The 20,589-nt window shown below is 60.9% G+C and carries 24 protein-coding genes and 2 pseudogenes; 14 read left to right on the top strand and 12 right to left on the bottom strand.

Going from position 1 to position 20,589, the window contains the following annotated elements:
* Complete coding sequence (locus DLM46_RS39985) at positions 1-327, bottom strand: hypothetical protein (protein WP_208866436.1); 327 nt, start codon at positions 325-327, stop codon at positions 1-3.
* Positions 313-692: pseudogene (locus DLM46_RS39980) on the bottom strand (TonB-dependent receptor plug domain-containing protein); the annotation flags it as partial. The pseudogene DLM46_RS39980 and the gene DLM46_RS39985, both read right to left, overlap by 15 nt.
* Before the next feature lie 354 nt (positions 693-1,046).
* Between DLM46_RS39980 and DLM46_RS37250 the strand changes: the two are divergent.
* A complete protein-coding gene (locus DLM46_RS37250) occupies positions 1,047-1,775 on the top strand; it encodes a DUF2968 domain-containing protein (RefSeq protein ID WP_115109726.1) in 729 nt (242 codons plus the stop codon).
* A gap of 332 nt (positions 1,776-2,107) precedes the next feature.
* Here the strand turns inward: DLM46_RS37250 and DLM46_RS37245 are convergent, their stop codons facing one another.
* The 3 genes from DLM46_RS37245 to DLM46_RS37235 form a co-directional block, all read right to left on the bottom strand.
* Entirely contained in the window at positions 2,108-2,494 is a 387-nt protein-coding gene (locus tag DLM46_RS37245) for a hypothetical protein (RefSeq protein WP_115109724.1), read from the bottom strand.
* Between the two features lie 157 nt (positions 2,495-2,651).
* Positions 2,652-2,861 carry a hypothetical protein gene (locus DLM46_RS37240; RefSeq protein WP_115109736.1) on the bottom strand — a complete coding sequence of 70 codons (210 nt, stop codon included), beginning with the start codon at positions 2,859-2,861 and terminating at the stop codon, positions 2,652-2,654.
* Positions 2,862-3,521: 660 nt separating this feature from the next.
* Positions 3,522-3,791 (bottom strand): hypothetical protein, encoded by a 270-nt coding sequence (locus DLM46_RS37235; RefSeq protein WP_115109721.1) that lies wholly within the window; start codon positions 3,789-3,791, stop codon positions 3,522-3,524.
* Positions 3,792-4,515: 724 nt separating this feature from the next.
* Here DLM46_RS37235 and DLM46_RS37230 point away from each other — a divergent pair.
* Positions 4,516-4,989 (top strand): hypothetical protein, encoded by a 474-nt coding sequence (locus tag DLM46_RS37230; protein ID WP_115109718.1) that lies wholly within the window; start codon positions 4,516-4,518, stop codon positions 4,987-4,989.
* A 582-nt stretch (positions 4,990-5,571) separates the two neighbouring features.
* On the opposite strand, the gene DLM46_RS37225 is transcribed toward DLM46_RS37230, so the two are convergent.
* From DLM46_RS37225 to DLM46_RS39235, 3 genes are all read right to left on the bottom strand, one after another.
* Positions 5,572-6,045: a hypothetical protein gene (locus tag DLM46_RS37225; protein WP_133300447.1), complete on the bottom strand. Its 474-nt coding sequence runs from the start codon at positions 6,043-6,045 to the stop codon at positions 5,572-5,574.
* Between the two features lie 18 nt (positions 6,046-6,063).
* The gene (locus DLM46_RS37220) at positions 6,064-6,360 is read right to left on the bottom strand and encodes a M35 family metallo-endopeptidase (protein ID WP_244306524.1); all 297 of its coding nucleotides are present in this window, start codon (positions 6,358-6,360) and stop codon (positions 6,064-6,066) included.
* 74 nt (positions 6,361-6,434) lie between these two features.
* On the bottom strand, positions 6,435-6,656 hold the full coding sequence (locus DLM46_RS39235) for a hypothetical protein (protein ID WP_133300446.1): 222 nt from the start codon (positions 6,654-6,656) through the stop codon (positions 6,435-6,437).
* 5 nt (positions 6,657-6,661) lie between these two features.
* On the opposite strand from DLM46_RS39235, the pseudogene DLM46_RS40810 reads away from it, so the two are divergent.
* The 9 genes and pseudogenes from DLM46_RS40810 to DLM46_RS41075 all read left to right on the top strand — a co-directional run.
* Positions 6,662-6,865, top strand: a pseudogene (locus DLM46_RS40810) (IS30 family transposase); the annotation flags it as partial.
* 328 nt (positions 6,866-7,193) lie between these two features.
* A complete protein-coding gene (locus DLM46_RS37210; protein ID WP_115109711.1) occupies positions 7,194-7,952 on the top strand; it encodes a hypothetical protein in 759 nt (252 codons plus the stop codon).
* 37 nt (positions 7,953-7,989) lie between these two features.
* Positions 7,990-9,147 (top strand): transporter substrate-binding and LysM peptidoglycan-binding domain-containing protein, encoded by a 1,158-nt coding sequence (locus tag DLM46_RS37205; RefSeq protein ID WP_115109709.1) that lies wholly within the window; start codon positions 7,990-7,992, stop codon positions 9,145-9,147.
* 477 nt (positions 9,148-9,624) lie between these two features.
* Positions 9,625-10,410: a type I methionyl aminopeptidase gene (map, locus tag DLM46_RS37200; RefSeq protein ID WP_115109706.1), complete on the top strand. Its 786-nt coding sequence runs from the start codon at positions 9,625-9,627 to the stop codon at positions 10,408-10,410.
* Between the two features lie 186 nt (positions 10,411-10,596).
* Complete coding sequence (locus DLM46_RS37195; protein WP_115109704.1) at positions 10,597-11,127, top strand: GNAT family N-acetyltransferase; 531 nt, start codon at positions 10,597-10,599, stop codon at positions 11,125-11,127.
* Between the two features lie 173 nt (positions 11,128-11,300).
* On the top strand, positions 11,301-12,161 hold the full coding sequence (gene minC, locus DLM46_RS37190) for a septum site-determining protein MinC (protein ID WP_115109701.1): 861 nt from the start codon (positions 11,301-11,303) through the stop codon (positions 12,159-12,161).
* A gap of 104 nt (positions 12,162-12,265) precedes the next feature.
* On the top strand, positions 12,266-13,081 hold the full coding sequence (minD, locus tag DLM46_RS37185) for a septum site-determining protein MinD (protein ID WP_115109699.1): 816 nt from the start codon (positions 12,266-12,268) through the stop codon (positions 13,079-13,081).
* Between the two features lie 14 nt (positions 13,082-13,095).
* Positions 13,096-13,350 (top strand): cell division topological specificity factor MinE, encoded by a 255-nt coding sequence (minE, locus tag DLM46_RS37180; RefSeq protein ID WP_012432104.1) that lies wholly within the window; start codon positions 13,096-13,098, stop codon positions 13,348-13,350.
* A 222-nt stretch (positions 13,351-13,572) separates the two neighbouring features.
* Entirely contained in the window at positions 13,573-13,698 is a 126-nt protein-coding gene (locus DLM46_RS41075; RefSeq protein WP_279635273.1) for a hypothetical protein, read from the top strand.
* Here DLM46_RS41075 and DLM46_RS37175 read toward each other — a convergent pair.
* Positions 13,692-15,113: a chloride channel protein gene (locus tag DLM46_RS37175; protein WP_115109697.1), complete on the bottom strand. Its 1,422-nt coding sequence runs from the start codon at positions 15,111-15,113 to the stop codon at positions 13,692-13,694. The genes DLM46_RS41075 and DLM46_RS37175 overlap by 7 nt on opposite strands.
* Before the next feature lie 217 nt (positions 15,114-15,330).
* On the opposite strand from DLM46_RS37175, the gene waaC reads away from it, so the two are divergent.
* Positions 15,331-16,335, top strand: coding sequence for a lipopolysaccharide heptosyltransferase I (gene waaC, locus DLM46_RS37170; RefSeq protein WP_115109695.1), 1,005 nt, complete (start codon positions 15,331-15,333; stop codon positions 16,333-16,335).
* Between the two features lie 432 nt (positions 16,336-16,767).
* On the top strand, positions 16,768-16,902 hold the full coding sequence (locus DLM46_RS41070; RefSeq protein ID WP_279635271.1) for a hypothetical protein: 135 nt from the start codon (positions 16,768-16,770) through the stop codon (positions 16,900-16,902).
* A 116-nt stretch (positions 16,903-17,018) separates the two neighbouring features.
* On the opposite strand, the gene DLM46_RS37165 is transcribed toward DLM46_RS41070, so the two are convergent.
* From DLM46_RS37165 to DLM46_RS37155, 3 genes are all read right to left on the bottom strand, one after another.
* Positions 17,019-17,198, bottom strand: a complete 180-nt coding sequence (locus DLM46_RS37165; protein WP_115109693.1) for a hypothetical protein — start codon at positions 17,196-17,198, stop codon at positions 17,019-17,021.
* Positions 17,199-17,300: 102 nt separating this feature from the next.
* On the bottom strand, positions 17,301-18,608 hold the full coding sequence (locus tag DLM46_RS37160; protein WP_115109691.1) for an MFS transporter: 1,308 nt from the start codon (positions 18,606-18,608) through the stop codon (positions 17,301-17,303).
* A 583-nt stretch (positions 18,609-19,191) separates the two neighbouring features.
* Entirely contained in the window at positions 19,192-19,737 is a 546-nt protein-coding gene (locus DLM46_RS37155; protein WP_115109688.1) for an energy transducer TonB family protein, read from the bottom strand.
* Positions 19,738-19,943: 206 nt separating this feature from the next.
* Here DLM46_RS37155 and DLM46_RS37150 point away from each other — a divergent pair, with 206 nt between their 5' ends.
* A complete protein-coding gene (locus tag DLM46_RS37150; protein ID WP_115109685.1) occupies positions 19,944-20,249 on the top strand; it encodes an NIPSNAP family protein in 306 nt (101 codons plus the stop codon).
* The last annotated feature ends 340 nt before the right edge of the window (positions 20,250-20,589 follow it).

Here is a 20,589-nt window from a genome sequence, read left to right as displayed (position 1 = left end):
TCAGAACCCGTACACCAGCCTGACCACGAATTCCCGGCTTTGCTGCGCTATGACGTCCTGCGTGAACCCTGGACCGGCCGGGTCCGAATACCGCGCGTTGGCGACGTTGTACACGGAGAAAGAGACGTCTGCATGGCTGACCAGGCGCGAGCTTCCGATGGTCATATTTCCAAGGCAATAGCCGGCCGCATGCCCCTGTTCCGCGAGTCGGCTCGATACGCACCGAATCTCCGTGCCAATCCGCGCAACGTTTCCAAAGACGGGCAGCACGAGGTTCAGCTTCGCCAGGTTTCTGGGCGAGTTCTGCAGGACGTCGTTTGTCCGCACGCCGTCTATCAGGAGCAGGAACCGGCTGTTGTAGTCGCCGGGGCGCTGGAAACCGCGCGCCCCGAGATAGGCGTAATCCCGGTCGTAACTGACATAGAGCCCGGGCAGCGAGGCCAGCGCATCGGCGAGCGTTCTCCAGCCAAATCCCGGATGTCCTTGGCCGATAAAACGACGACAGCAGCCGGCGCATCCGAGATGGGCTGCTCGAGCCGGCTGGCCGTGCTGACTGTTACCTGCATCAGGTCTTCGAGCGGGAGTGCAGCCAGATCCGCATCAGCACGCTGCGTAGGTTCGCCGTCCAGAACTGGTCCGGTTGCCGGTCGCGCGTCAGTCGGCCATCCCGCCGCACAGACACTGGCTAGCATCGCAACGCGCAGAACACGCAGGACAACGCACGAACGGTCACACAAACAAGACATGTAGGGATTTTTTATTCAACACTCGTGCGTAAAGGAAACTCTTCCCATGTTCTTATCGGCCCGAGTGCCGCATTCTTGAGTAAGGCGTTCATCCAGAACCTCGACGGCGCACACAGACTGGGCTTCCCGAACGCTCGCCAGTCGAGCCCGACACACTTCGATTTTTCCCGCCAATCTCCCGTTTGTTACCTCAACCTTCCCGAACAATTGCCGTTAACGGGTGGGCATGGGTTCACCGCATCAATTGGGGTTGGCGATTTTGTCCGCTCGTTGCTATTGATATCAGAGGCCGGCAAACATATGAAACTGTCTTTGGAACTGTCTCTTGTCCAGAAGCTCGCCGTGACCGCACTCGTCGCGATCGGGGCCGTGTGGGATGTGCAGGCGCAGACTTTGGGGGATAACGGCGCGAGCGCTGCCGTCGTTGCCGGGCCAGGCACGGCGACTGCACTGCCGGACACGACGCAGGCAAAGCAAGCGCAAACCGATGTGCTGACAACCGACGAGGCGAAGCAATCCGCTGCCGGCAACGTCGCGGAGCTGCAACAGATGATTCGGGGTTCAGACCTGAGCGAGTTGCGCACGGCGTACAACGGCAGCTACGGTTCAAGCCTGCTGTTCTACGGCAAGGAAATGACCTACTACGTCGCGCTGTTCCAGCAGAAGCACTTCTGGCGTGTCATCAAGACGCAGGACGAAACGCGCGCAAACCTTATCTACAAGGACTTCGTACGCCAGACCGTGCAGTTGTCCGACGTCGAAATCCGCCGCACGCGGCTCGAGGCGCAAAAGGCCTTCACGGAGCGGATGATCGGGTTGTCGCAGGATCGTGCGAACCGCCTCCAGGCCGACCTCGACGTAGCGGGTCAGCAGCAGGCAATCGTCGCCGACCAGCAGCAGAGGACGCGTGTCGAAGCCGCGGCCCTCGCGCAGCAGAAGGCGGCCGCCCAGGCCCAGCTGCGGTCCGCGCAGCGGCAGGTACGCCAACTCCAGAGCCAGCTGGAAAGCGGGCTCGCGGGCTCACACTGATTTTTAGCCGGCTCCTGCAGGAAAGACGACCCTGTACGCCTTTCCTGCTGATAAGCAGGCATCCTGGATTCCACCTCGCAACGATGTTCGAAGTGCGGATGGCGGGACCTGCGGCGCGCCAGTGAACGTCGGCGCAGCAGCAATCGCGCGTCGTTCAGTTTTTGTTCGGACGTTGGGAGCAAAGCTCCATCGTCGGACGCTTGCGTCTCGAAGACATCAAAGGGCGGCGGACCTTGGGTCAGCCAGGTTGTGGGGGACGACATGCCGGACGCGTTGCGCGAGCCGGTCCGCTTCGAGCCCGGCACGGTACGTCGGCATGAATGGCGCGGGACTCATGCGTCGGCGCGTCGCTCGCGGGGGGCGGTCAGGTTGACGCACTCGTACGCGTCGCGCCCGAGCCTGCCCACTTCACGCCATACGGCGACGGGGATCTCCTGGCGGGCTGCATGACGATCAACCAGATTCTGGCAAACCTTTGTCATTTGTCGAAGCACCACAATCGCATGCGTTTCAGCTCTCTCTCCGTGCTGGTCGAGTGCCGTCTTCGCTTCGTGAGCTCGTTGAGCCATTGTCCTCCATTGGACGTCGCGGATTTCCTGGGCGTAAGCGCCGCGCTGCGCGAGAGCGCTCGAGACAATGTAGAGGTCTTTGAGCGCAGTGATGACCTCTGGTGACGGCACGACGCAACCGTCGCTGCAGTCCGGTTGCGCATGCGTCATCAGGATGCCTTCGACAGGTCCGCCAGAGGTGCGATCGCGGAGCCCGTTCTCGACGAAGTCATGAGACCCGTAGAGGAATAGGCGGAGAGGTAGGAATTAGCCGAGCGGTGTAAATGTGCCATCGGGAGCGGTGTTTGCGAGATGCCGGTGACGCGTGTCATGGCTGTACTGGGACACGACATTCCGCGACGGGGGTGCCGAGCAGGTCGAGTAGCGCGCGTAATCGTTGCCGATCCGGCGCTGACAGACCGGGGCGTCCTAGCAGGCATTCGATCTGCGATGCCCAGTAGTCGCGACGCATGAGCCAGGGGCGATGAACCAGCGCGCTCAGCGCCTTCTCCAGTTGTCCGATCTCCGTCTTCACCATGTTCACGTCCGTCTCCTTGCGTGACCCTCTGAAACCCGGAATGTCCCATGGGCTGTCGTGGACTGCGGCAGACACCTCATTCGGAAGAGGTCAGTGGCTGTGTCCATCATCCTTCGCGATGTCGATGGCGCTCAGGCATCCGCTGGGGCACAACGCGCTACACGTGGCGCAACATCCGCTACAGGTAATTTAGCCACACCACTATCAGGACGTAGGTGAGGACGAAGAGCCAACTCAGAGTGCGATCAGGCCATGTCGACATCGGCTATCTCCATCGATACCGGGTGGTGAGTACGGCTTCGTTGCTCCTGGCCGTCGGGTTCCGGGCGAAATGCCGCGATGACCTGTGCCTCTTCGATACGGACCTGGGCGCAACGACCAGGCGTCAAACGTCGTGATCGCCGTCAGACCGGCAATGGTCAGGAACAGAGGCGGCCACAGCTTCTGCGCAAACGTTAGCGTTTTCATGTCCGATCGGCCGGCATGGATGTAGTAACCAAGTATTACGGCGTGCTTCATGCATATTTTTATCGGTGTAAACCCTTATTACTCATGCTGCCACCGTGGGTTGCAAGCCGGTACTCCTGTCAGTTCGTCGAGCATGGGACTGCGTGCACCACGGCCGGCGCATCTTCCGGGACGGGTGCTCATTTCGAGCCTTCAGACCGGCTCGGCAGCAGTCCATCGCGTCCAGCCGCTTTGTCCACCCGCGTCGGTGACGCGCAAGGCACGGGAGCCATCGGCGAACGTCAGGCATTCAACGCGAAGACGCCGGTCTGCGGCAATATCGTCCGCGTGAACGTCGCCGCCTTCATGCGTGAAATGCAGCTTGCCTTCCTGCAAGAGCTCCAGGGGCGACGGGTCTCCCGGGTGCGCACCCTTACGGTGCCACCGGTTCAGGAGCGTCGCGGCAATTTCGGCGTCGAACATGTAGCACGTTCCTCAGCGGGCCGATAAGGATGCCAGCACCCGGCAAGTAGCGGTCACCTTAAAACTCGCGATCACGAAGGCATGCCGGCGTTCTATTCATCCGATGCACCCGGCGCAACAACCATCTGTCGAAGCCCTTGATCGCGGTCGAACCGACAAGGCTCACGGGTATTAGTAGCCACAGTAATTGAGCAAACGTTTGCTTTTCCATGTTCGACTCGTCGTCACTGTATGAATTGAATCGACGTGCATTACGGCATTCCGTTTCAATGTTTTTAGTGGGGAAAAACCCTATGTCCGGTCAACCGTCCATTTAGGAGTCAGCCAGTTCAATCAGGCGCCCCTATCAGGTTCCGGCAGGGTCTTCGGAAAGGCCCGAATCCTTCGGTCGATGTTCGCTGCCGGCTTCTTTCGAGGCGCGGCCGTATGAGCAGACAGGCTGATTGCGCGGATGATTCGGATGCACGTGCCCCGCGGTGTTATCTCAGCGCGACAAACAGTACTCGCCCTTCGGGGCCGGCCGTCGAGGTGCAGGTCGCCTGAACTTGTTTTCGGCCTAAAGTATTTTTCGACTTGGTCGTTATACGTAGGAGACTTCGTCTGCGCACTCAAGTCGTCCCTACGCCTCAATCGCCGCTCTGATTTCCCCTGATTTGGCTGAGAGGAAGGTCTTCGGGCCGCTCTTTTGCGGCCAAATCAATTCCCTATCGTGGGACATCTGGACATGAGACACAAGGATGGCTTGTGCGCCTTCTGGGACGTTCGCACTCGCATCGTACTGGTGGCCTTGATCGGAGCCCTGGCCGGATGCAGCAACGGCGTTTCAGATGCCGACGTCAACTTCGTCGCTGCAGCGATGCCATCACAGTTCGAGTCGTTTCGGATGTACAACATAGCGTCTGATAGCGGTGGCCCGGTCGGCGCTCACGCTCACCGTCCAGGTCGGCTCCAGCAGGGCTGCGAGGCTATCATCCGTTCGGCGAGCGGTCATTTGCGTGAGACGGTAATCCTTGAGAGTGGATCGGCCCAGTCTTTCGATCTCGATGCCGTTCGTACGTCCAGCGGATGGACCGTTACATCGGACGGGCTCGCCCCGCCGAGCGACAATTCTGGCGTGTTTCGCACCCGGTTCATGAACTGCGTTAGTGCGATCGAGGACAAGTTTCGCGCTGAACCGGAAAAGATATCGCTGCGGTAACCTTGCCAACCAGGCGGGTCCGACACACAACATGAGTACTAGCGATACTGGTCTCAAAACACTCGTGGCGACAGGTCTCCTGGAAGCTCTTTACTCGCGAGCTTCCAGTGATGCTGTCCTGTGGAAGCGGATTGACAATCAACTTGGCGATGCGTCAAGAAAATACCTGATCGACTGGAGGCAGTGGAGCGAATAGCGATTTGTTGCCACAAACGGTGCCGCAGGTGACGCCGGCGTAACGTCTCGCCCTTCCGGATTCGGTAAACGGACGGTCCAAGAGGCGTGGGCAAACGCGGGCGATGGGTCTGTGTCTGGCACGAAAGCCTGCCCCGCCTGCGGCAAAGATGCTGGGATTGCACCGGGGCAAGGTCACACCGACCTGCTGGAGCAGCGCCGCCCGCTCATGGAAGCGTGGGCATAGCATGTTTGCGCCAACTGACGCCCACAGCTCGCCGCGCGCGTTGCCGCTTCGGACTACGTCCTCCGCGTCCACGCGCAACAGCACGAGAAACCGACCACTGTCAGATTTAGTCTAGGCTATTGCAGGTTACAGCCAAGAATGCTGCAACCCTTTTCCAACGGTCAGTTGACGATTGCTTTTGAAGTCGGTGTCACACGGGGATCGTGACAGAGACGCGCACAACCTCCCTGACAGATAGGAACGAGCGTTACCCCAATCTGATGAATATCGAGTTCACCTTTGGAGTTTCGAGCCATTTCCTCGGTGAGCACATGCGGTTCAACCCAAAAATTTTCCTCCTTGATGCCAAGTTGTAGCAAGTACGCTTTGAGAACAGCGGCGCGCTTTTCGATTAGCGCTTGCGGGTTTGTCTCACGCACGTATGCGTTGGCTTCGATAATGCCGCGTATCTGAACATCCGGCCACTTGCGGGCTTCCAACACCATGTCAGCTATCTTCAACCTGGCGGCATTCGGAATATCAACGGAATTGAGCGGCAACCTAGCTTGCGTAAACTCCATAACGGTACCAGCCTGAGCGTTACCAAACGCGATTTGCGCAAGCGTCAACGCGCTCGCAGCGAACAACGGAAACATCGAGTTCAGTCTCATATCTCACCACAGCTTTTTATCGAAGTGAGCAACGTAGCACGCAATGCTGTCTGCGTTCCTTATCGCCCCATCTGGGTCGGAAGGTGCCCAATACTTCATGCCGGTACCTTGGCCGTACATCACATCATCGGAATTGAAGGTATCGGTGAAGTGCGTACATTCGTGAATCAAGACCTTCATCCTGCATGCTTGCCACAACTCCGCGTCAGGCAAGGTACAGAAGTGCGGTTCGCGATGGTGAACAGATTCCCGGCCTGTCACGAAAAGATGCAATGTTTCGTTTGCTGCCTGTTGCGTCATGCTCAAGTCTTCAGTTGAGTCATTCAGGCAGTCCACACTACTTAAAAATAGGGTACGAGTAGATGGGATAAGTCTTAAGAATTGTCGGGTGCTGACGGCAACATTTGTTTCAAACTTTGCGCCACTTCTTGTTTGCATGCGTGACGTTCGGGCTTGCGTTGCGCCTCGATTTCGACCAGAAAGAAGCCTTCGCTACCGTCAGCATCGGCGATCTTCAATCCGTCCTGAGATGCATGGCTCGTCTTGACCGTCGTCAGTACGCGTTTAACGCTGTGCCGGAAATTCGCTGCCTGCATGAGCGGACACCAACGGTCTGCTACGCCAGTTCCTGCCCAAGGGCGCCGACCTGTCAAAGTTCTCGCTGCGCGAGCATGACGCGATCGAATTGAACCCGAATCGAAGCCCTCGTAAAACGCTCGGCTGGCGCAGGCCCGGAGAGGTCTTCATTGATACCTGCGCAAAGCAAGGTATTGTTATCGACCCGGCTGTTGCACTTGGTATTTGAAACCGCCAAAGAAACGCAAAGCCTTAGCGCAGACAATGCGTTTTGCATGCCGCCGCTAACAAGTTCGATATGAAAGCATTTCGAAAAATAACTGATATCTTTTTGATAGGCGCACTTCGGGTTGTCGACCACTGCACGACAAAACGATTCCCGCCCGCAACCGTAAAAAACAACCGCCGCTTCCCCAGTCGTCTTTGTGCCTGTAAAGTCATACAGCGTTTACGCGCCAGGCCCGAAACGCAGGCGCTAAAAAGCGCACAGCCACAACGATGTTCCCAGCCAGTTTGCAAAACCGGTTTTGTAAAACAAGGTGCGAAAGGGGATTCAAATGTCAGTCGGCAATTCGGTCGTTGACTCGACCACGAACACCACGAAATTCAAAGTCATCAAGTGGGCGATTATCGGGCTGTGCATCGCCATCGGTGCGCCACTTGCGATCATGTTGGTCAAAGGGCTCGTCGGCCTGATTCTGGCCGCGGTGATCGGGCTCGCGGCGATCAACTTCGGTCCCGTTCTTGCCATGAAGTTCGCGAACCAGAAGGTCAAGATGTTCGTGGACGAAGCGAAATCGAACCCGATCGAGACGCTGTACAACGAGTTGGCCGAAAAGCAGGAAGGCGCCGAGCGGTTCAAGAAGAGCATCACGGACTTCCGCACCGAGGTGAAAAACTTCGAGGAAAAAACCGCGCAGTTCAAAAAGCAATATCCCGAAGACGTCGCGCGTTTCGAAACCCAACTCGCGACGATGAAAAAGCTGCTCGCGTTTCGGGAAGGGCGCTATAAACAGGTGCAGGACGAGCTCAAGCGATTTTCGGATGCGATCGATCGCGCCAAAGCCCTCTGGGACATGTCGCAGTCAGCGCAACGCATGAACAAGATCGCCGGCATGCAATCCAGCGACACATTCGCTCAAATCAAAACGGACGCCGCACTCGACTCGGTGATGAACTCCGTCAACAAGGCGTTTTCCGAAATGGAAACGTCGTTGATGGAAAGCGCAGAAGTGCAGCAGGCCAAAGCCGCGACAGAGATGGGCACAGTTAATCCACCTCCCCAGCAACTCGGCTCACCCACGTCATCCAAATAATCAGGCGCGACCCTTCGATAACTCAAGTCGATCAAAAATGAAGAAAATTCTGGGTTCGGTTCTTTTTCTGGTCTTGCTCGCTGCCGGTTGGTACATCCACGAAGGCGGCCTCAAAAATACCTTTAACGCCAGGCAGAGCGCTGACAAGGACACCGTGTCGGTGAACGGCGTGGACACCGGCTCGAACAAAGCCGATGAGGCAAAAACACCTGCCCCAAGTAATCCGGATGGCTTCGTGCCGAATAAGGACGCGCTGAAGTCCATCCTGAGCAACGGCGTCGTGCGGGTCAGCGTCGAAAATCCGTCGCGGCCGTTTTACTCGGAAGTCAACGGCAAACCGCAAGGCTTCAATGTCGACTTCGCCAATCTGCTGTTCGCGCAGAAAGAGTTCACCTCCGGCGACCATCCGAGCGTCAAGGTCGACACGCATCACGGCGTGGACACCTATCCCGCGGTCCCGGATCAACTGACCAAGACCGACAAGCAGGGCAACGCTGTAGTCGACGTTGCAATGGACGGTCTGACCTTCCCCGACAACACCCCAAGCGGCGTCGTCTACTCGATTCCGTATGTGGAGGACTTCGGCTATTCGTTGATCGTCGCAAAGGGTTCGCCGGTTCGCTCAGCGGCTGATCTGTCGGGCAAAACGGTCGGTATCCTGCAAGGCGATCCCGATGTGAAAGCGTTTGCCCAGAGAGCGTTTCCGGCTAGCAAAATCGTCGAACTGTCGGATGCGAGCATCGAAGGGCAGCGGTCCTGGATGGCGCACTTCCTGGACGGGCATCAAGTCGACGCGATCGTCTACGACTATCCGTTCGGCGTGTCGGAGATCAAGGACACCGACCTGACGTTCGCGGTCACGAAGCTGGACGGCTCCAGCCTGTCGTACAAAATCGGCGTGCGCAAGGAAGACAGCGCGCTCCTGATCTACCTGAACTCGGCGATCGCGAAGGTCAAGCAATCCCCCGAGTACCTCGACCTGCTGCGCAAATATTTCATCAGCAACCAGGTGGTCACCACCGCGGCGACGAGCGGCGAGAAGACGTATGTGGTCCGCTCGGGTGACACACTGAACGCGATCGCCGCGAGTCAGTTGGGAAGCGGCACGCGATATGTGGAAGTGCAGAAGCGCAATAACCTGCCGAACCCTAATCTCATCCTGATCGGGCAGCATCTGATCATTCCGGTGCGCTGAAGCGGTTTGTTTGTCTGCGGGGACAACCACCTCGCATGAGGTAGGTGTGACGGGTACGACCGCGCCACATGGCGGTCGTGCCCGTGACCCATTAGGGTCGTCCAACTCGGTGTGTTGCATCGCTGGATGGCGCCTGGAGACGCACCGGCAAGCGCCTTGACCGACGCGCCATCGCGTGTCCAGCCAACATTCCGCGCTAGAGATCCACACCGATCCCAACGAATTTCATGTGCGCTGGCTGCACGAGCCTCGTTGAGGGTCATCTGCCGCGTATCTGCGGGATTCGCCGGGGCGCCCGCCGATCCTCTGTACAATTGTCCGATCGAAAACCGGCGTGAGCCAGTTCGCACTGCCTGCTCGCATGGCGGCAAGGCCGGTTCTGCGCGCCCGAGCGCGAATCGCACCGCCGCAATGCGTGCGGCGCGTGTTTAAAACATCGACCCACATCGACCCACACCGATCCCATCGACCGAATTCATGGCCATTACCTACAAGACTCCCGACGACATCGCCAAGCTGCGCATCTCCGGCCGCCTCGCCGCGGACGTGCTCGCGATGATCGGCGAGCACGTCAAGGCCGGTGTCTCCACCGACGAACTCGACGCGCTGTGCCACGACTACATCGTCAACACGCAAAGGACGATTCCGGCGAACGTCGGCTACCTGGGCTTTCCGAAGACGGTCTGTACCTCGGTCAATCAGGTCGTGTGCCACGGCATCCCCAATCGCAGCGAAATCCTGACGGACGGCGACATCATCAACATCGACGTCGCGATCATCAAGGACGGCTACTTCGGCGACACCAGCCGTATGTACTGCGTCGGCCAGCCGAGCACGGTGGCGCGTCAGCTGATCGACACGACCTATGAAGCGATGCTGGCCGGCATCCGCGAGGTGAAGCCGGGCGCGACGCTCGGCGACGTCGGCTATGCGATCCAGAAGATCGCGCAGCGCGACGGCTTCTCGATCGTGCGCGACTACTGCGGACACGGCATCGGCAAGGTCTACCACGAAGACCCGCAAGTGCTGCACTACGGCCAGCCAGGCCAGGGCGTGCGCCTGAAACCCGGCATGGTCTTCACGATCGAACCGATGATCAACGCGGGCCGCGCCGGCACCACGGTGCAGCGCGACGGCTGGACCGTGGTCACCAAGGACCGTTCGCTGTCGGCCCAATGGGAGCACATGGTCGCCGTGACCGAAGAGGGCTACGAGCTGCTCACGCCGTGGCCGGACGGCACCGGCGACTACGAGGCGCCCTGAGCGCGTCGCCTGCACGCTGCGCCCGAACCGGCAGGGCCGGTTGCGGGCGTGCGAAACGCTGCGCAGATTGCGCGCGGCTCCTGTGCTGTGGTCCCGTGCCGCTATCCCGTCCTGCAAATAAGGATTTGACTCGCGCGCCGGTTCGGTTAAAGCTACGCCTTAGGATTTCAAGGGGTTTTCGTCTGCATGAGTCCGTCATTGACTGTTCGCCGTATCGCCGCTGATCAGGGCGCCGTTTTTCGCGAACTCCGTACTGCGTCGCTGCGGGAGGCGCCCTATGCCTTCGGCGAAACGCTCGAGGACGCTTTGTCGGCAGATGCCGCCAGCTTCGACTTCACCGCCGCCTCACGTGCTGTTTCCATCACCGCCACCAGCTTCATCCTCTATACCGAGGGCCATCCCGCCGGACTGATCGAAGCACATTTCGACGACACCGCGGCGCGCCGCGCGTTCGTCTGCGAGTTATGGGTGGCGCCGGCCGTGCGTCATCTGCGGGGCGGCGAGCTGCTGGTCGACACGGCCAGCGCCTGGCTCGCGAGCGAAGGCGCGATGGAAATCTACGCATGGGTCGCCGATGCCAACCGCAATGCAATGCGCTTCTACGAGGCGCTCGGCTTCGGCCCGACTGGCGACCATCGCCGCGTCGCGCGTGCACCCGAGCAGGCGGAAAGCCTGCTGGTGCGCCACGTGCCGACTACGTCTCAGGTGTTTCAGTAGTGATCCCGCGAGCGGCGCGCAGCAGCCTGCCGCTCAAGTCCCATCTGCGTCTGTACAGCGCTCGTGGCCCGTCGAGTGGTTCAGGCGCGGCCGTGGCGGCGCGTTCCGTCGGTAAAAAAGCTCGCCGCCCGCGTGGACGCCTGTAAAATACGCAAAATTTTTTGCCGAACGCTATGTCGCCCAAGAAATCGCCCTTTTTCGAACTCCGCAGCGGCTCCGTCGACACGCTCCTGTTCGTGGTCAAGACAACCGACCTCGAAGCCATGCGTGCCGAACTGACGCGGCGTTTCGAGGCGACCCCGGAATTTTTCGCTAACGACGTCGTCGCGCTCGACGTGCGGCGCCTCGCCGAGAACGAACGCGTGCCGCTCGCCGAGATCGCGCAGTTGCTCGAGAGCGTGCGTATGCGCCCGGTCGGCGTGGTCGCCAACGCGCAACAGACATGGGCGGCCGAATCGGCGTTGCCGTTGCTCGAAGCGCGCGATCGCCGCGGCGCCGCCGCGAAATCCGCCGACGAAGAGACCGCGAACGCGGCCGCTGCGGCGCCGGTTGCTACCGCCGCGACGGCCACGCCGCCGGCCGATCTTTTCGCAGACGCCGACACGTCCGCTGCCGGTACGCCCGAAACCGGCACGCCGGCCGCGGCTGCCGCGGTCGAACCCGCACCCGCCGCCGAGCCCGTACGCCTTGCCACCTCATCGCAAACGATGGTGGTCGACAAGCCGTTGCGCTCCGGCCAGCGCATCTACGCAAAGGGCGATCTGGTCGTGCTCGGTCTGGTGAGCTACGGCGCCGAGGTCATCGCGGAAGGCAACATCCATATTTATGCGCCGCTGCGCGGCCGGGCGTTGGCCGGCGTGCAGGGCAATCATGACGCGCGCATTTTCTGCACGTGTCTCGAGCCGGAACTGATCTCGATCGCGGGCATCTATCGAACGACCGAGAACCCGCTGCCTGCCGACGTGCTCGGCAAGCCGGTGCAGATCTGGCTCGAAGAAGAAAAACTGATGATCGAACCGTTGCGGCTCACCTGATTCGCGTGAAGCGCGCGCTGCCCAGAACGGTTCCGGCACGCGCCGTTGCATGCTAAATATGACCGTACATAATTGACGAATTTGACGAACACAAGGTAAGGGTAATGGCAAAAATCATTGTGGTGACTTCGGGCAAGGGTGGCGTGGGCAAGACGACCACGAGCGCGAGTTTTGCATCTGCCCTCGCGCTGCGGGGCAGCAAAACCGCCGTGATCGACTTCGACGTCGGCCTGCGTAACCTCGACCTCATCATGGGCTGCGAGCGCCGTGTGGTGTACGACCTGATCAACGTGATCCAGGGCGAAGCGAATCTGAACCAGGCGCTCATCAAGGACAAGAAGTGCGAGAACCTGTTCATCCTGCCGGCCTCGCAAACGCGTGACAAAGACGCGCTGACCATGGAAGGCGTCGAGAAGGTCATCAACGATCTGATCGCGATGGACTTCGAATACATCGTCTGCGATTCGCCGGCGGGTATCGAATCGGGCGCGCTGCTGGCCATGCACTTCGCCGATGAAGCACTGATCGTGACGAACCCGGAAGTGTCGTCGGTGCGCGACTCGGACCGTATCCTCGGCATCCTGTCGTCGAAGACCAAGCGCGCGATCGAAAGCAAGGAGCCGATCAAGGAACATCTGCTGATCACCCGCTACAACCCGAAGCGCGTCAGCGAAGGCGAGATGCTGTCGCTCACCGACATCCAGGAAATTCTGCGCATCGACCTGATCGGCGTGATTCCCGAATCGGAGGCGGTGCTGCATGCGTCGAACCAGGGCTTGCCCGCTGTGCACATGGACGGCACGGACGTCGCCGAAGCCTATAAGGATGTCGTGTCGCGTTTCCTCGGCGAGCAGAAATCGCTTCGCTTTACCGATTACCAGAAGCCAGGCCTCCTGCAGCGCCTCTTCGGCACCAAGTAAGGGGAGCGCACGTAATGTCGATTCTTTCGTTTTTGCTGGGCGAGAAGAAGAAGTCCGCGTCGGTAGCGAAGGAACGCCTGCAGTTGATCATCGCGCACGAGCGCGCCGGCGGCCATGCGCCTGCCGATTACCTGCCTGCGTTGCAACGCGAACTGGTCGCCGTGATTTCGAAGTACGTGAAGATTTCCCACGACGATATTCGCGTGAGTCTCGAACGCCAGGACGACCTCGAAGTGCTCGAGGTCAAGATCGAAATACCGCAGGCCTGATCCTCCACGGGCTTGCGTCGCTCTGCTTCGCGCTCGGTTTCCGTTTGCTCCACTTGAGCTGCGCGCCTTGCTTCGTTTCGTCGATCTGACGTGATGGAGTAGGGCTCGTAAGCGCCTTTCTCGCGTGCCGCCGTTTGTGCCACTACTCGCGCCGCCACGCCGCCGCCGGCAGTTTGATGACGCAGGCGCGAGGCATACGGTTGGCGTGACGCTCGTCTGCGTTTGCGAGGAACGCGTCATGAAAAGAATCTGTTTCCGATCGCCGTGGCGGCGGTCGTGCTGGCCGGCTGCGTGGTGGTGCCGGCGCGACCGGTGTATCTGCGCGCGCCGGCGGTGGTTGTCTACTGACGTGCGGCGCCGGGGTTGTCTGCAGCGGGGGTGTCGCCATCGACCGTTGCGGCCGCGGCAGGCTCGGGCGCCTCGACTTCTGGCACTTCCGGCACCGGCTCGGGCGCCGGTTTCGGCAGCGGCGCCATATAGCGCTCCGCCAGCGCTTCATACAACGGCGGAGCGAAGAAGCGCGCCACGCGGCTCGCGATCAGCGCCGTAGCCATCAGCGAAATCACCAGAGCGTGACCATCGATCATCTCCATCACGATTACAAACGACGTAATCGGCGACTGCGTGACGGCGGCCAGATAGCCGACCATCGCGAGGGCGATCAGCATCGGCAACTGCATCGAATCGAACACCCCGTGCAGCAGATTGCCGAAGCCTGCACCGATCGACAGCGACGGCGCGAAGATGCCGCCGGGAGTCCCCGGCAGATACGAGCCGACCATCGAGATCATCTTGAGGAACGGGTAGAACATCGACAGGTGTTCGTGCCCTTCGAGCAGGCCGCGCGCTTCCGCATAGCCGCTGCCGAAGGTCGTGCCGCCCGAGATCAGGCCCACCACCGCGATCGCGAAACCGCACAGCGCGGCGAATGCGACCGGCCGTTCGCCGTGCATCTTGCGCAGCTGCGCCGGAATCCAGCGCGCGGTGTTCAGCAGCAGCCAGCCGAACACGCCGCCGGCGATGCCGGTAATGATCGCGGTGAGCAAGACTGCCACCGCCAGCAGATCGGGAAAGTGCGCACCGATCTGGATGGTGCCGAAGTAGGTGTAGTTGCCGTTCAGCCCGAGCGCGATCACGCCGGCGATAATGATCGCGGTAATCAGCACGCCGCTCGCGCGCGCTTCGAAGCTGCGCGTCAATTCCTCGATGGCGAAGACGATCCCGGCCAGCGGCGTGTTGAACGCCGCGGACAGGCCCGCTGCCGCGCCGGCCAGCACCAGTTGCCGCTCGATCAGCGCGTTCGAACGCGGATAAAGCCGCCGCAGATTGAACATCAACGCGGCGCCGACCTGCACGGTCGGCCCTTCGCGGCCGATCGTCAAGCCGCCGAGAATCGCCAGAAACGACACCGCGATCTTGCCGGCCAGAATTCGCAGCGACAGCAGGCGCGCGCCGTATTCGCCGGGCTTCGCATGCAAGGTGGCGATCACTTGTGGAATGCCGCTGCCTTCCGCGCCGCGAAAGAACGTGCGCGTGAGCCAGACGGCCAGCGCCGCGACTGCGGGCGTGACGATCAACGGCGCCCACGCGTGCTGCTGCTGCATCGCGCGGAATTCGTTGTAGCCCCAATCGATCAGTCTTGCGTACAGAACCGCGATCAGACCGACGGCGATCGCGCCGAGCCAGAACACACCGTATTGCCGCCACAGGCGTCTTGCGCGGCGCGCGATGCCGTTGGAGAGGGGGAGAGGCGCCCGGAACATGGTGTGTGCTTGAGCAAAGGGTGAATTATAGCCACCGCTGGATTGGTTAAACTGATTGAAAGAATTTTGAAATAGGGTGAAAGAGGTATTTGTAATGAATGACGCGTAAATGTAACGCGTCGTATTGAGAACCGCATCGCGTGCTGCGGCCTTCAGCGTCGATTACCCCAATCGTCGGCTAAAATAGTTCGATGTTTGAACAACTAACAGGTCTTCAATGAAGCGAGTCCTTATCGTCAAGGTCACATCACTCGGCGATATCGTGCAGGCGCTGCCGGTTGTCGCCGACATCAAACGCGCCTATCCCGGCGTGCAGGTGGACTGGGCGGCTGACGAAGCATTCGCCGAAGTGGTGCAATGGAGCAAGGGCGTGGATCGCGTGCTGTGCGCGCCGCTGCGCCGCTTCAAGAAAGCGCGCCGGTGGGCTGATTTCAAGGCGATCGCTGCGTCGATCGCCGAATTACGCGCGTACCGCTACGATTTCATCGTCGACATTCACGGTGTCTACAAGAGCGCGATCATCGCCTTCCTGGCGCGCTCGTCGCAGCGTATCGGGTACCAGTCGCAGGATCTCGGCGAGCGCGGCGCCGCGTTTGCCTATACCGGCCGCTTCGGTCCGCGTCCGCCGTGCAATGCGTGGCACGGTATGCGTATCAGCGCGGGTCAAGCGCTCGGCTATGAGGTCGAAGGGCCGGCGATCTACAATCTGCGTCTGCCCGATCCAGCCGCGGCGCCGTTCGCGCCGGACAGCGCGCCGGTCGCCGCGCTGTTTCATGCCACGTCCAAAGACGATAAGAAGTGGCCGATTCCCCATTGGGTGACGGTCGGCCGCGAGTTGGCCGGGCGCGGTTTTCAGGTGGTATTGCCGTGGGGCTCGGAGGGAGAGCGAGCCGAGGCGCAGGAGATTGCCTCGCAGGTGCCGGGCGCAACCGTCCTGCCGAAGATGAGCGTGACCAAAATCGCGCAGATGATCGATGCTTGCGCGCTGGTGGTCGGCACCGATACCGGCTTCGTCCACCTCTCGCATGCATTGCAGAAGCGCACGGTGATGATCTTCGTCGCAACGTCGCCGTCGCATTGCGGCATTGAAGCGCCGTTCCGTTCGATCTCCATCGGCGACGGCCGTTCGGTGCCGTCGATCAGCGCAGCACTCGACGCAATCGACTACGTGTGTACCGATCCGAACGCCATCGAAACAGAGCGCGGCGCCGCCGCGGCCTGAGCACCCCTGTCTCGCTTTCGCGCAAACCGTTGATCAAAAGAAAAGAGGCGTGGCGCATTACACGCCTGTTAAATCTGTCGCTTTTCGTTGAGCACCTGATTGGCGACGCGCGCTGTTTTCCGTTTACCGCGGCTCGCGGCGTAATACGCGAGCGCGGCTAATTCATGCGCTTTGTCGGCAGCCTTATCCGCGCACCCGCCGCCGGCTGGGCCTGCGCCGGGTCAGTGCGTTCAATGCAGCATAGGCGGTGTTCTTCTCCGACGTGAATCGGTCGCGGCCACGCTCGGCAACCTGGCCGGTTACAGGGTGCAATCGTGTAACACGTTGGTGATCTTCCCTTACAAATCGCAACGCTTGCACGAGGCGGCGTCGTGTTCAATCGAGTCATTCGGGGTTTGGCTCGAATGACTCTGACACATAAGGGAGAACAACGTGAAACGCTTGATCCTGACTCTGATCGCAGGCTCGCTGCTGGCCACGGCGCTCGGCGGCTGCATCGTCGCCCCGGCGCCGGGTTATTACTATGGCGGTGGCGGCTACTACCATCACGGCTACTACTATCGGTAACGGCAAACGGCTCGCAGCGCATGTCCAGCGCTGAAGCATGCGACCGCCACTGGCCCGCATGGGCTCCGGCAGTCGCAACCGTGGTGCGGGCCGCCTCGTGAGGCGGCCCGCAACGCTTACGCCAGCAGCATTTCGAAAGCGATCACGGCGGTGATCGCCGCCGCGTTCGCGGCCAGTGCTTCCACCACGATGCCTTTCCAGGTCGCCGGGCGAAAGCGCAACGCCAGCAGCAGCGAACACAGCAACGCCAGCGCAATGATCACTACGACGTCCGCGTTGTGGAGATGAATGTTCATCCGGGCCTCGCTGCTCGCCAAAGGGTTATTCGACCCGAGTATAGGCAAGTCAAAAAGGCACGCAAGACCGGGAAGTTACCCAGCACGCGGCGCGTACCCTCTTTACATCAAGCGCGTATCGCGTGTCTCGCGCATGCACAGCACGCCGATCATGCTGACAGCCGCGGCGATCGATACATACGCGCCCACCCAGCTCAGTCCGCCGTGCGCGGCCAGGACTTGCGCGATATACGGCGCCACTGATGCGCCGAGAATCCCGCCGAGGTTATACGACACGCCTGCACCGGTGTAGCGCACGTTGGTCGGGAACAGTTCCGGCAGCAACGCGCCCATCGGCGCGAAGGTCACGCCCATCAGGAACAGTTCGATCACGAGGAACAGCAGCACCAGCGGCGTCTGGCCGCTGCCGAGTAGCGGCGCCATCGTGAAGCCGGACAGGATCGCCGCGATGATGCCTGCGATCAGCACCGGCTTGCGTCCATAGCGGTCGCTGGCCCATGCCGACAGCGGTGTGGCGAGCGCCATGAACACCACCGCGATGCACAGCATGCCGAGGAAGGTCGGCCGCGGAATGTGCAGCACCGACACGCCGTACGACAGCGAGAACGTCGTTGCGTTGTAGAACAGCGTGTAGCAAACCACCATCGCCAGTGCCCCGAGCAGCGTGGGCCGCCAGTGTTGCGAGAGCAGCGTCGCGATCGGCACCTTCACGCGTTCCTTGCGTTCGATGGCCGCCTGGAAGGCCGGCGTTTCCGCGATCTTCAGACGCACATACAGGCCGAGCACGACCAGCACCGCGCTGACGAGGAACGGCACGCGCCAGCCCCAGCTGCGGAATTGCTCGTCGGAGAGCGACAGCGCGAGGCCGAAGAACAGACCGTTGGACGCCAGAAAACCGATCGACGGCCCGAGTTGCGGAAACATGCCGAACCAGCCGCGCTTGCCCGCCGGCGCGTTCTCGGTGGCGAGCAGCGCGGCGCCGCCCCATTCGCCGCCGAGGCCGATGCCCTGACCGAAGCGCAAAATGCATAACAGGATCGGCGCAAGGCTGCCGATCGAATCGTAGCCCGGCACCAGACCGATCAGCGTGGTGGACAAGCCCATCACCAGCAGTGACGCGACCAGTGTCGATTTACGGCCGATCCGGTCGCCGAAATGACCGAACAGGAACGAGCCGATCGGCCGCGCGATGAACGCGATGCCGAACGTGACGAAGGCCGACAACGCTTGAGCGGTCGCCGAGCCGTGCGGGAAAAACACCGGTCCGATGACGAGTGCCGCGGCGGTCGCGTAGACGTAGAAATCGTAGAACTCGATCGCGGTGCCGATGAAGCTCGCGAAGATAATCCGCGCGCTGCTGTTTTGCCCGCTTGCATTGGGCTGGGCCGCGGAAATCGGCGAAGTGGACATGCAGGTTCTCCTTGTTTCGTGACGCCGCCTGGCTTCGTTGACGGACAGCGTGGGTTCAAGCGGCATGTTTGTTCAGGGGCGTGCGCCTCGGCGCGCCTCGCTGGCTTGGCGAGGCCACGCGCGATGAAGTCAACGATGCACAGCGATGCGCGACAGCTTACAACGGCAGCCGGCGGCGGACGTGCCCGAAAGCGTCGGTATCAGGGAATCACCGGGTGCGTTGCAGGCGTCGAGCACGCGGCGCGCCAGGGGCTGGGCGGCCGATTCAGCGCCGGGCGCTCATCGCCGGGCAGGCGCCAACCAGGTCGGTAGCCGGTAAGAGCAGTCTGGGCGTCAAGCAGGCAGCGCGTGCGGATGGCGCGGCGGCGCTGCAATCGGGCGCCCAGCACCTGGCGCGCCGGCGGGTGAGCGGGCGGCGACAGCCGTGCCGGAAGGCTCAGGGAGGAGTCGGAAAATTATAGCGAGCGCGGTCGCAGCGCAGCAAGGCGGCGCATGGCCTGTTGCCTGGTCTATCGCTTGACCCATCGCCAGGCCTGGCGCCTGGTTGGTGGCCTGATTTATCGCGGGTTGCCGTCAGCCGCATTCAGTTGATGGTCTGTGCTTGCGGTGACGCGAACGTGCGCAGCTGGAATTTGCCGTCGTCGTTGAAAAGCCAGTCTTCGAACAGTTCGAGCTGGCCACGGCTGTTCAGCAATTTGCCGGGTGGCTGCGGCAGCGGCGCGGCTCGGCGCAACGTTGCAAGCGCGGTGCTTTCGGCTTCATCGTCGCCGTTGGTGCGATACACCGCCGATTGGACCACCTGACCGTTGCTGTCGACAGTGAACGAAACCACCACCAGCGAGCGCAGCATCGCTTGCGGCGTGCCGCGCAGCACATAGGACGGATTGCGCTCGACGATGCGTTGAGCAACGGCGCTGCGGTACTGATCGAGCGTCGCGCTGTTGATGGCGGCCACCGGCGTCTCGACGACGACCGGTCGTTGCGGCAGCGTGAAGGTGCAGCCAGTCACGGCGAGCGCCAGCAACGCAGTAGTCGTCAACGCGGCGCCGCGCACATGCGATGGACATGCGCAGACGCGTGAAGCAAAGCGTTCAGTAAAGCGGCGGAGGTGACGCGCGCGGCTGAGCATCGTCGTAGGAGCATTGAAACCTGATCTAACTGGATGGTAGTCAAAAAGCGCAAGGATGCAATTGGCGTTCGCCCTGCGATGCGATGCAACGAGGGTAGTGCGTTCGCAAACCCGCTGAGCGTGACGTCTGCGCTGCTTACCCGCGAATTGACTTACCATCGCTTAACGCCCAATCCGGAACACAAACACAAACAGAAACCAACGCCATGATTACCTGCTATCTGCGCTACGTCATCGACCCGTACAAACTGAAAGAATTCGAGCACTACGGCAAGCTGTGGATTCCGTTGGTCGAAAAATTCGGCGGCCGCCATCACGGCTATTTCTTGCCGTCCGAAGGCGCGAGCAATGTAGCGCTCGCGATGTTCTCGTTCGAATCGCTGGCGGCTTACGAGGCGTATCGCATCGAGTCGATGGACGATCCCGACTGTCAGGCCGCGTTCGCGTATGCGGAACAGACCCGCTGCATCGTCAGCTATGAAAGGAGTTTCTTCAGGCCGGTTTTCAATTGATCGCGCGCTTTGTAATAGCCTGAAATGAGGCCAGATTCCTCTGCGGCCGAAACACGCCTACACTCTGCTGGCCTCTTGCGAGAGGCATCGGTGGAAGTCTTTCATTTAGCCCGCTTCGTGCGGGCTTTCTTTTGGTGGGTCGTTCGCCGCCGCCGCTTGCCTCGCCGGAAAACAAAAAAAGGCGAACCCGCCGGCGGGTTCGCCTTTTGTCATGTTGTTGACCCGTCCTGAAATGGGTTGACACTTTTTCCGCCCTTGGAAGGAGAGTCAATTGGAATCAGGGATCAAGCGTACACAGCGGGACTACAGCCTCGCCTTTAAACTGTCAGTGGTCGAACAG

Origin of the sequence: Paraburkholderia lacunae (genome assembly GCF_003353175.1) — a bacterium.
Lineage (GTDB): Bacteria > Pseudomonadota > Gammaproteobacteria > Burkholderiales > Burkholderiaceae > Paraburkholderia > Paraburkholderia lacunae.
Note: the sequence above shows the minus strand (reverse complement) of the source record. Positions and strands in the feature narration are given on the sequence as shown.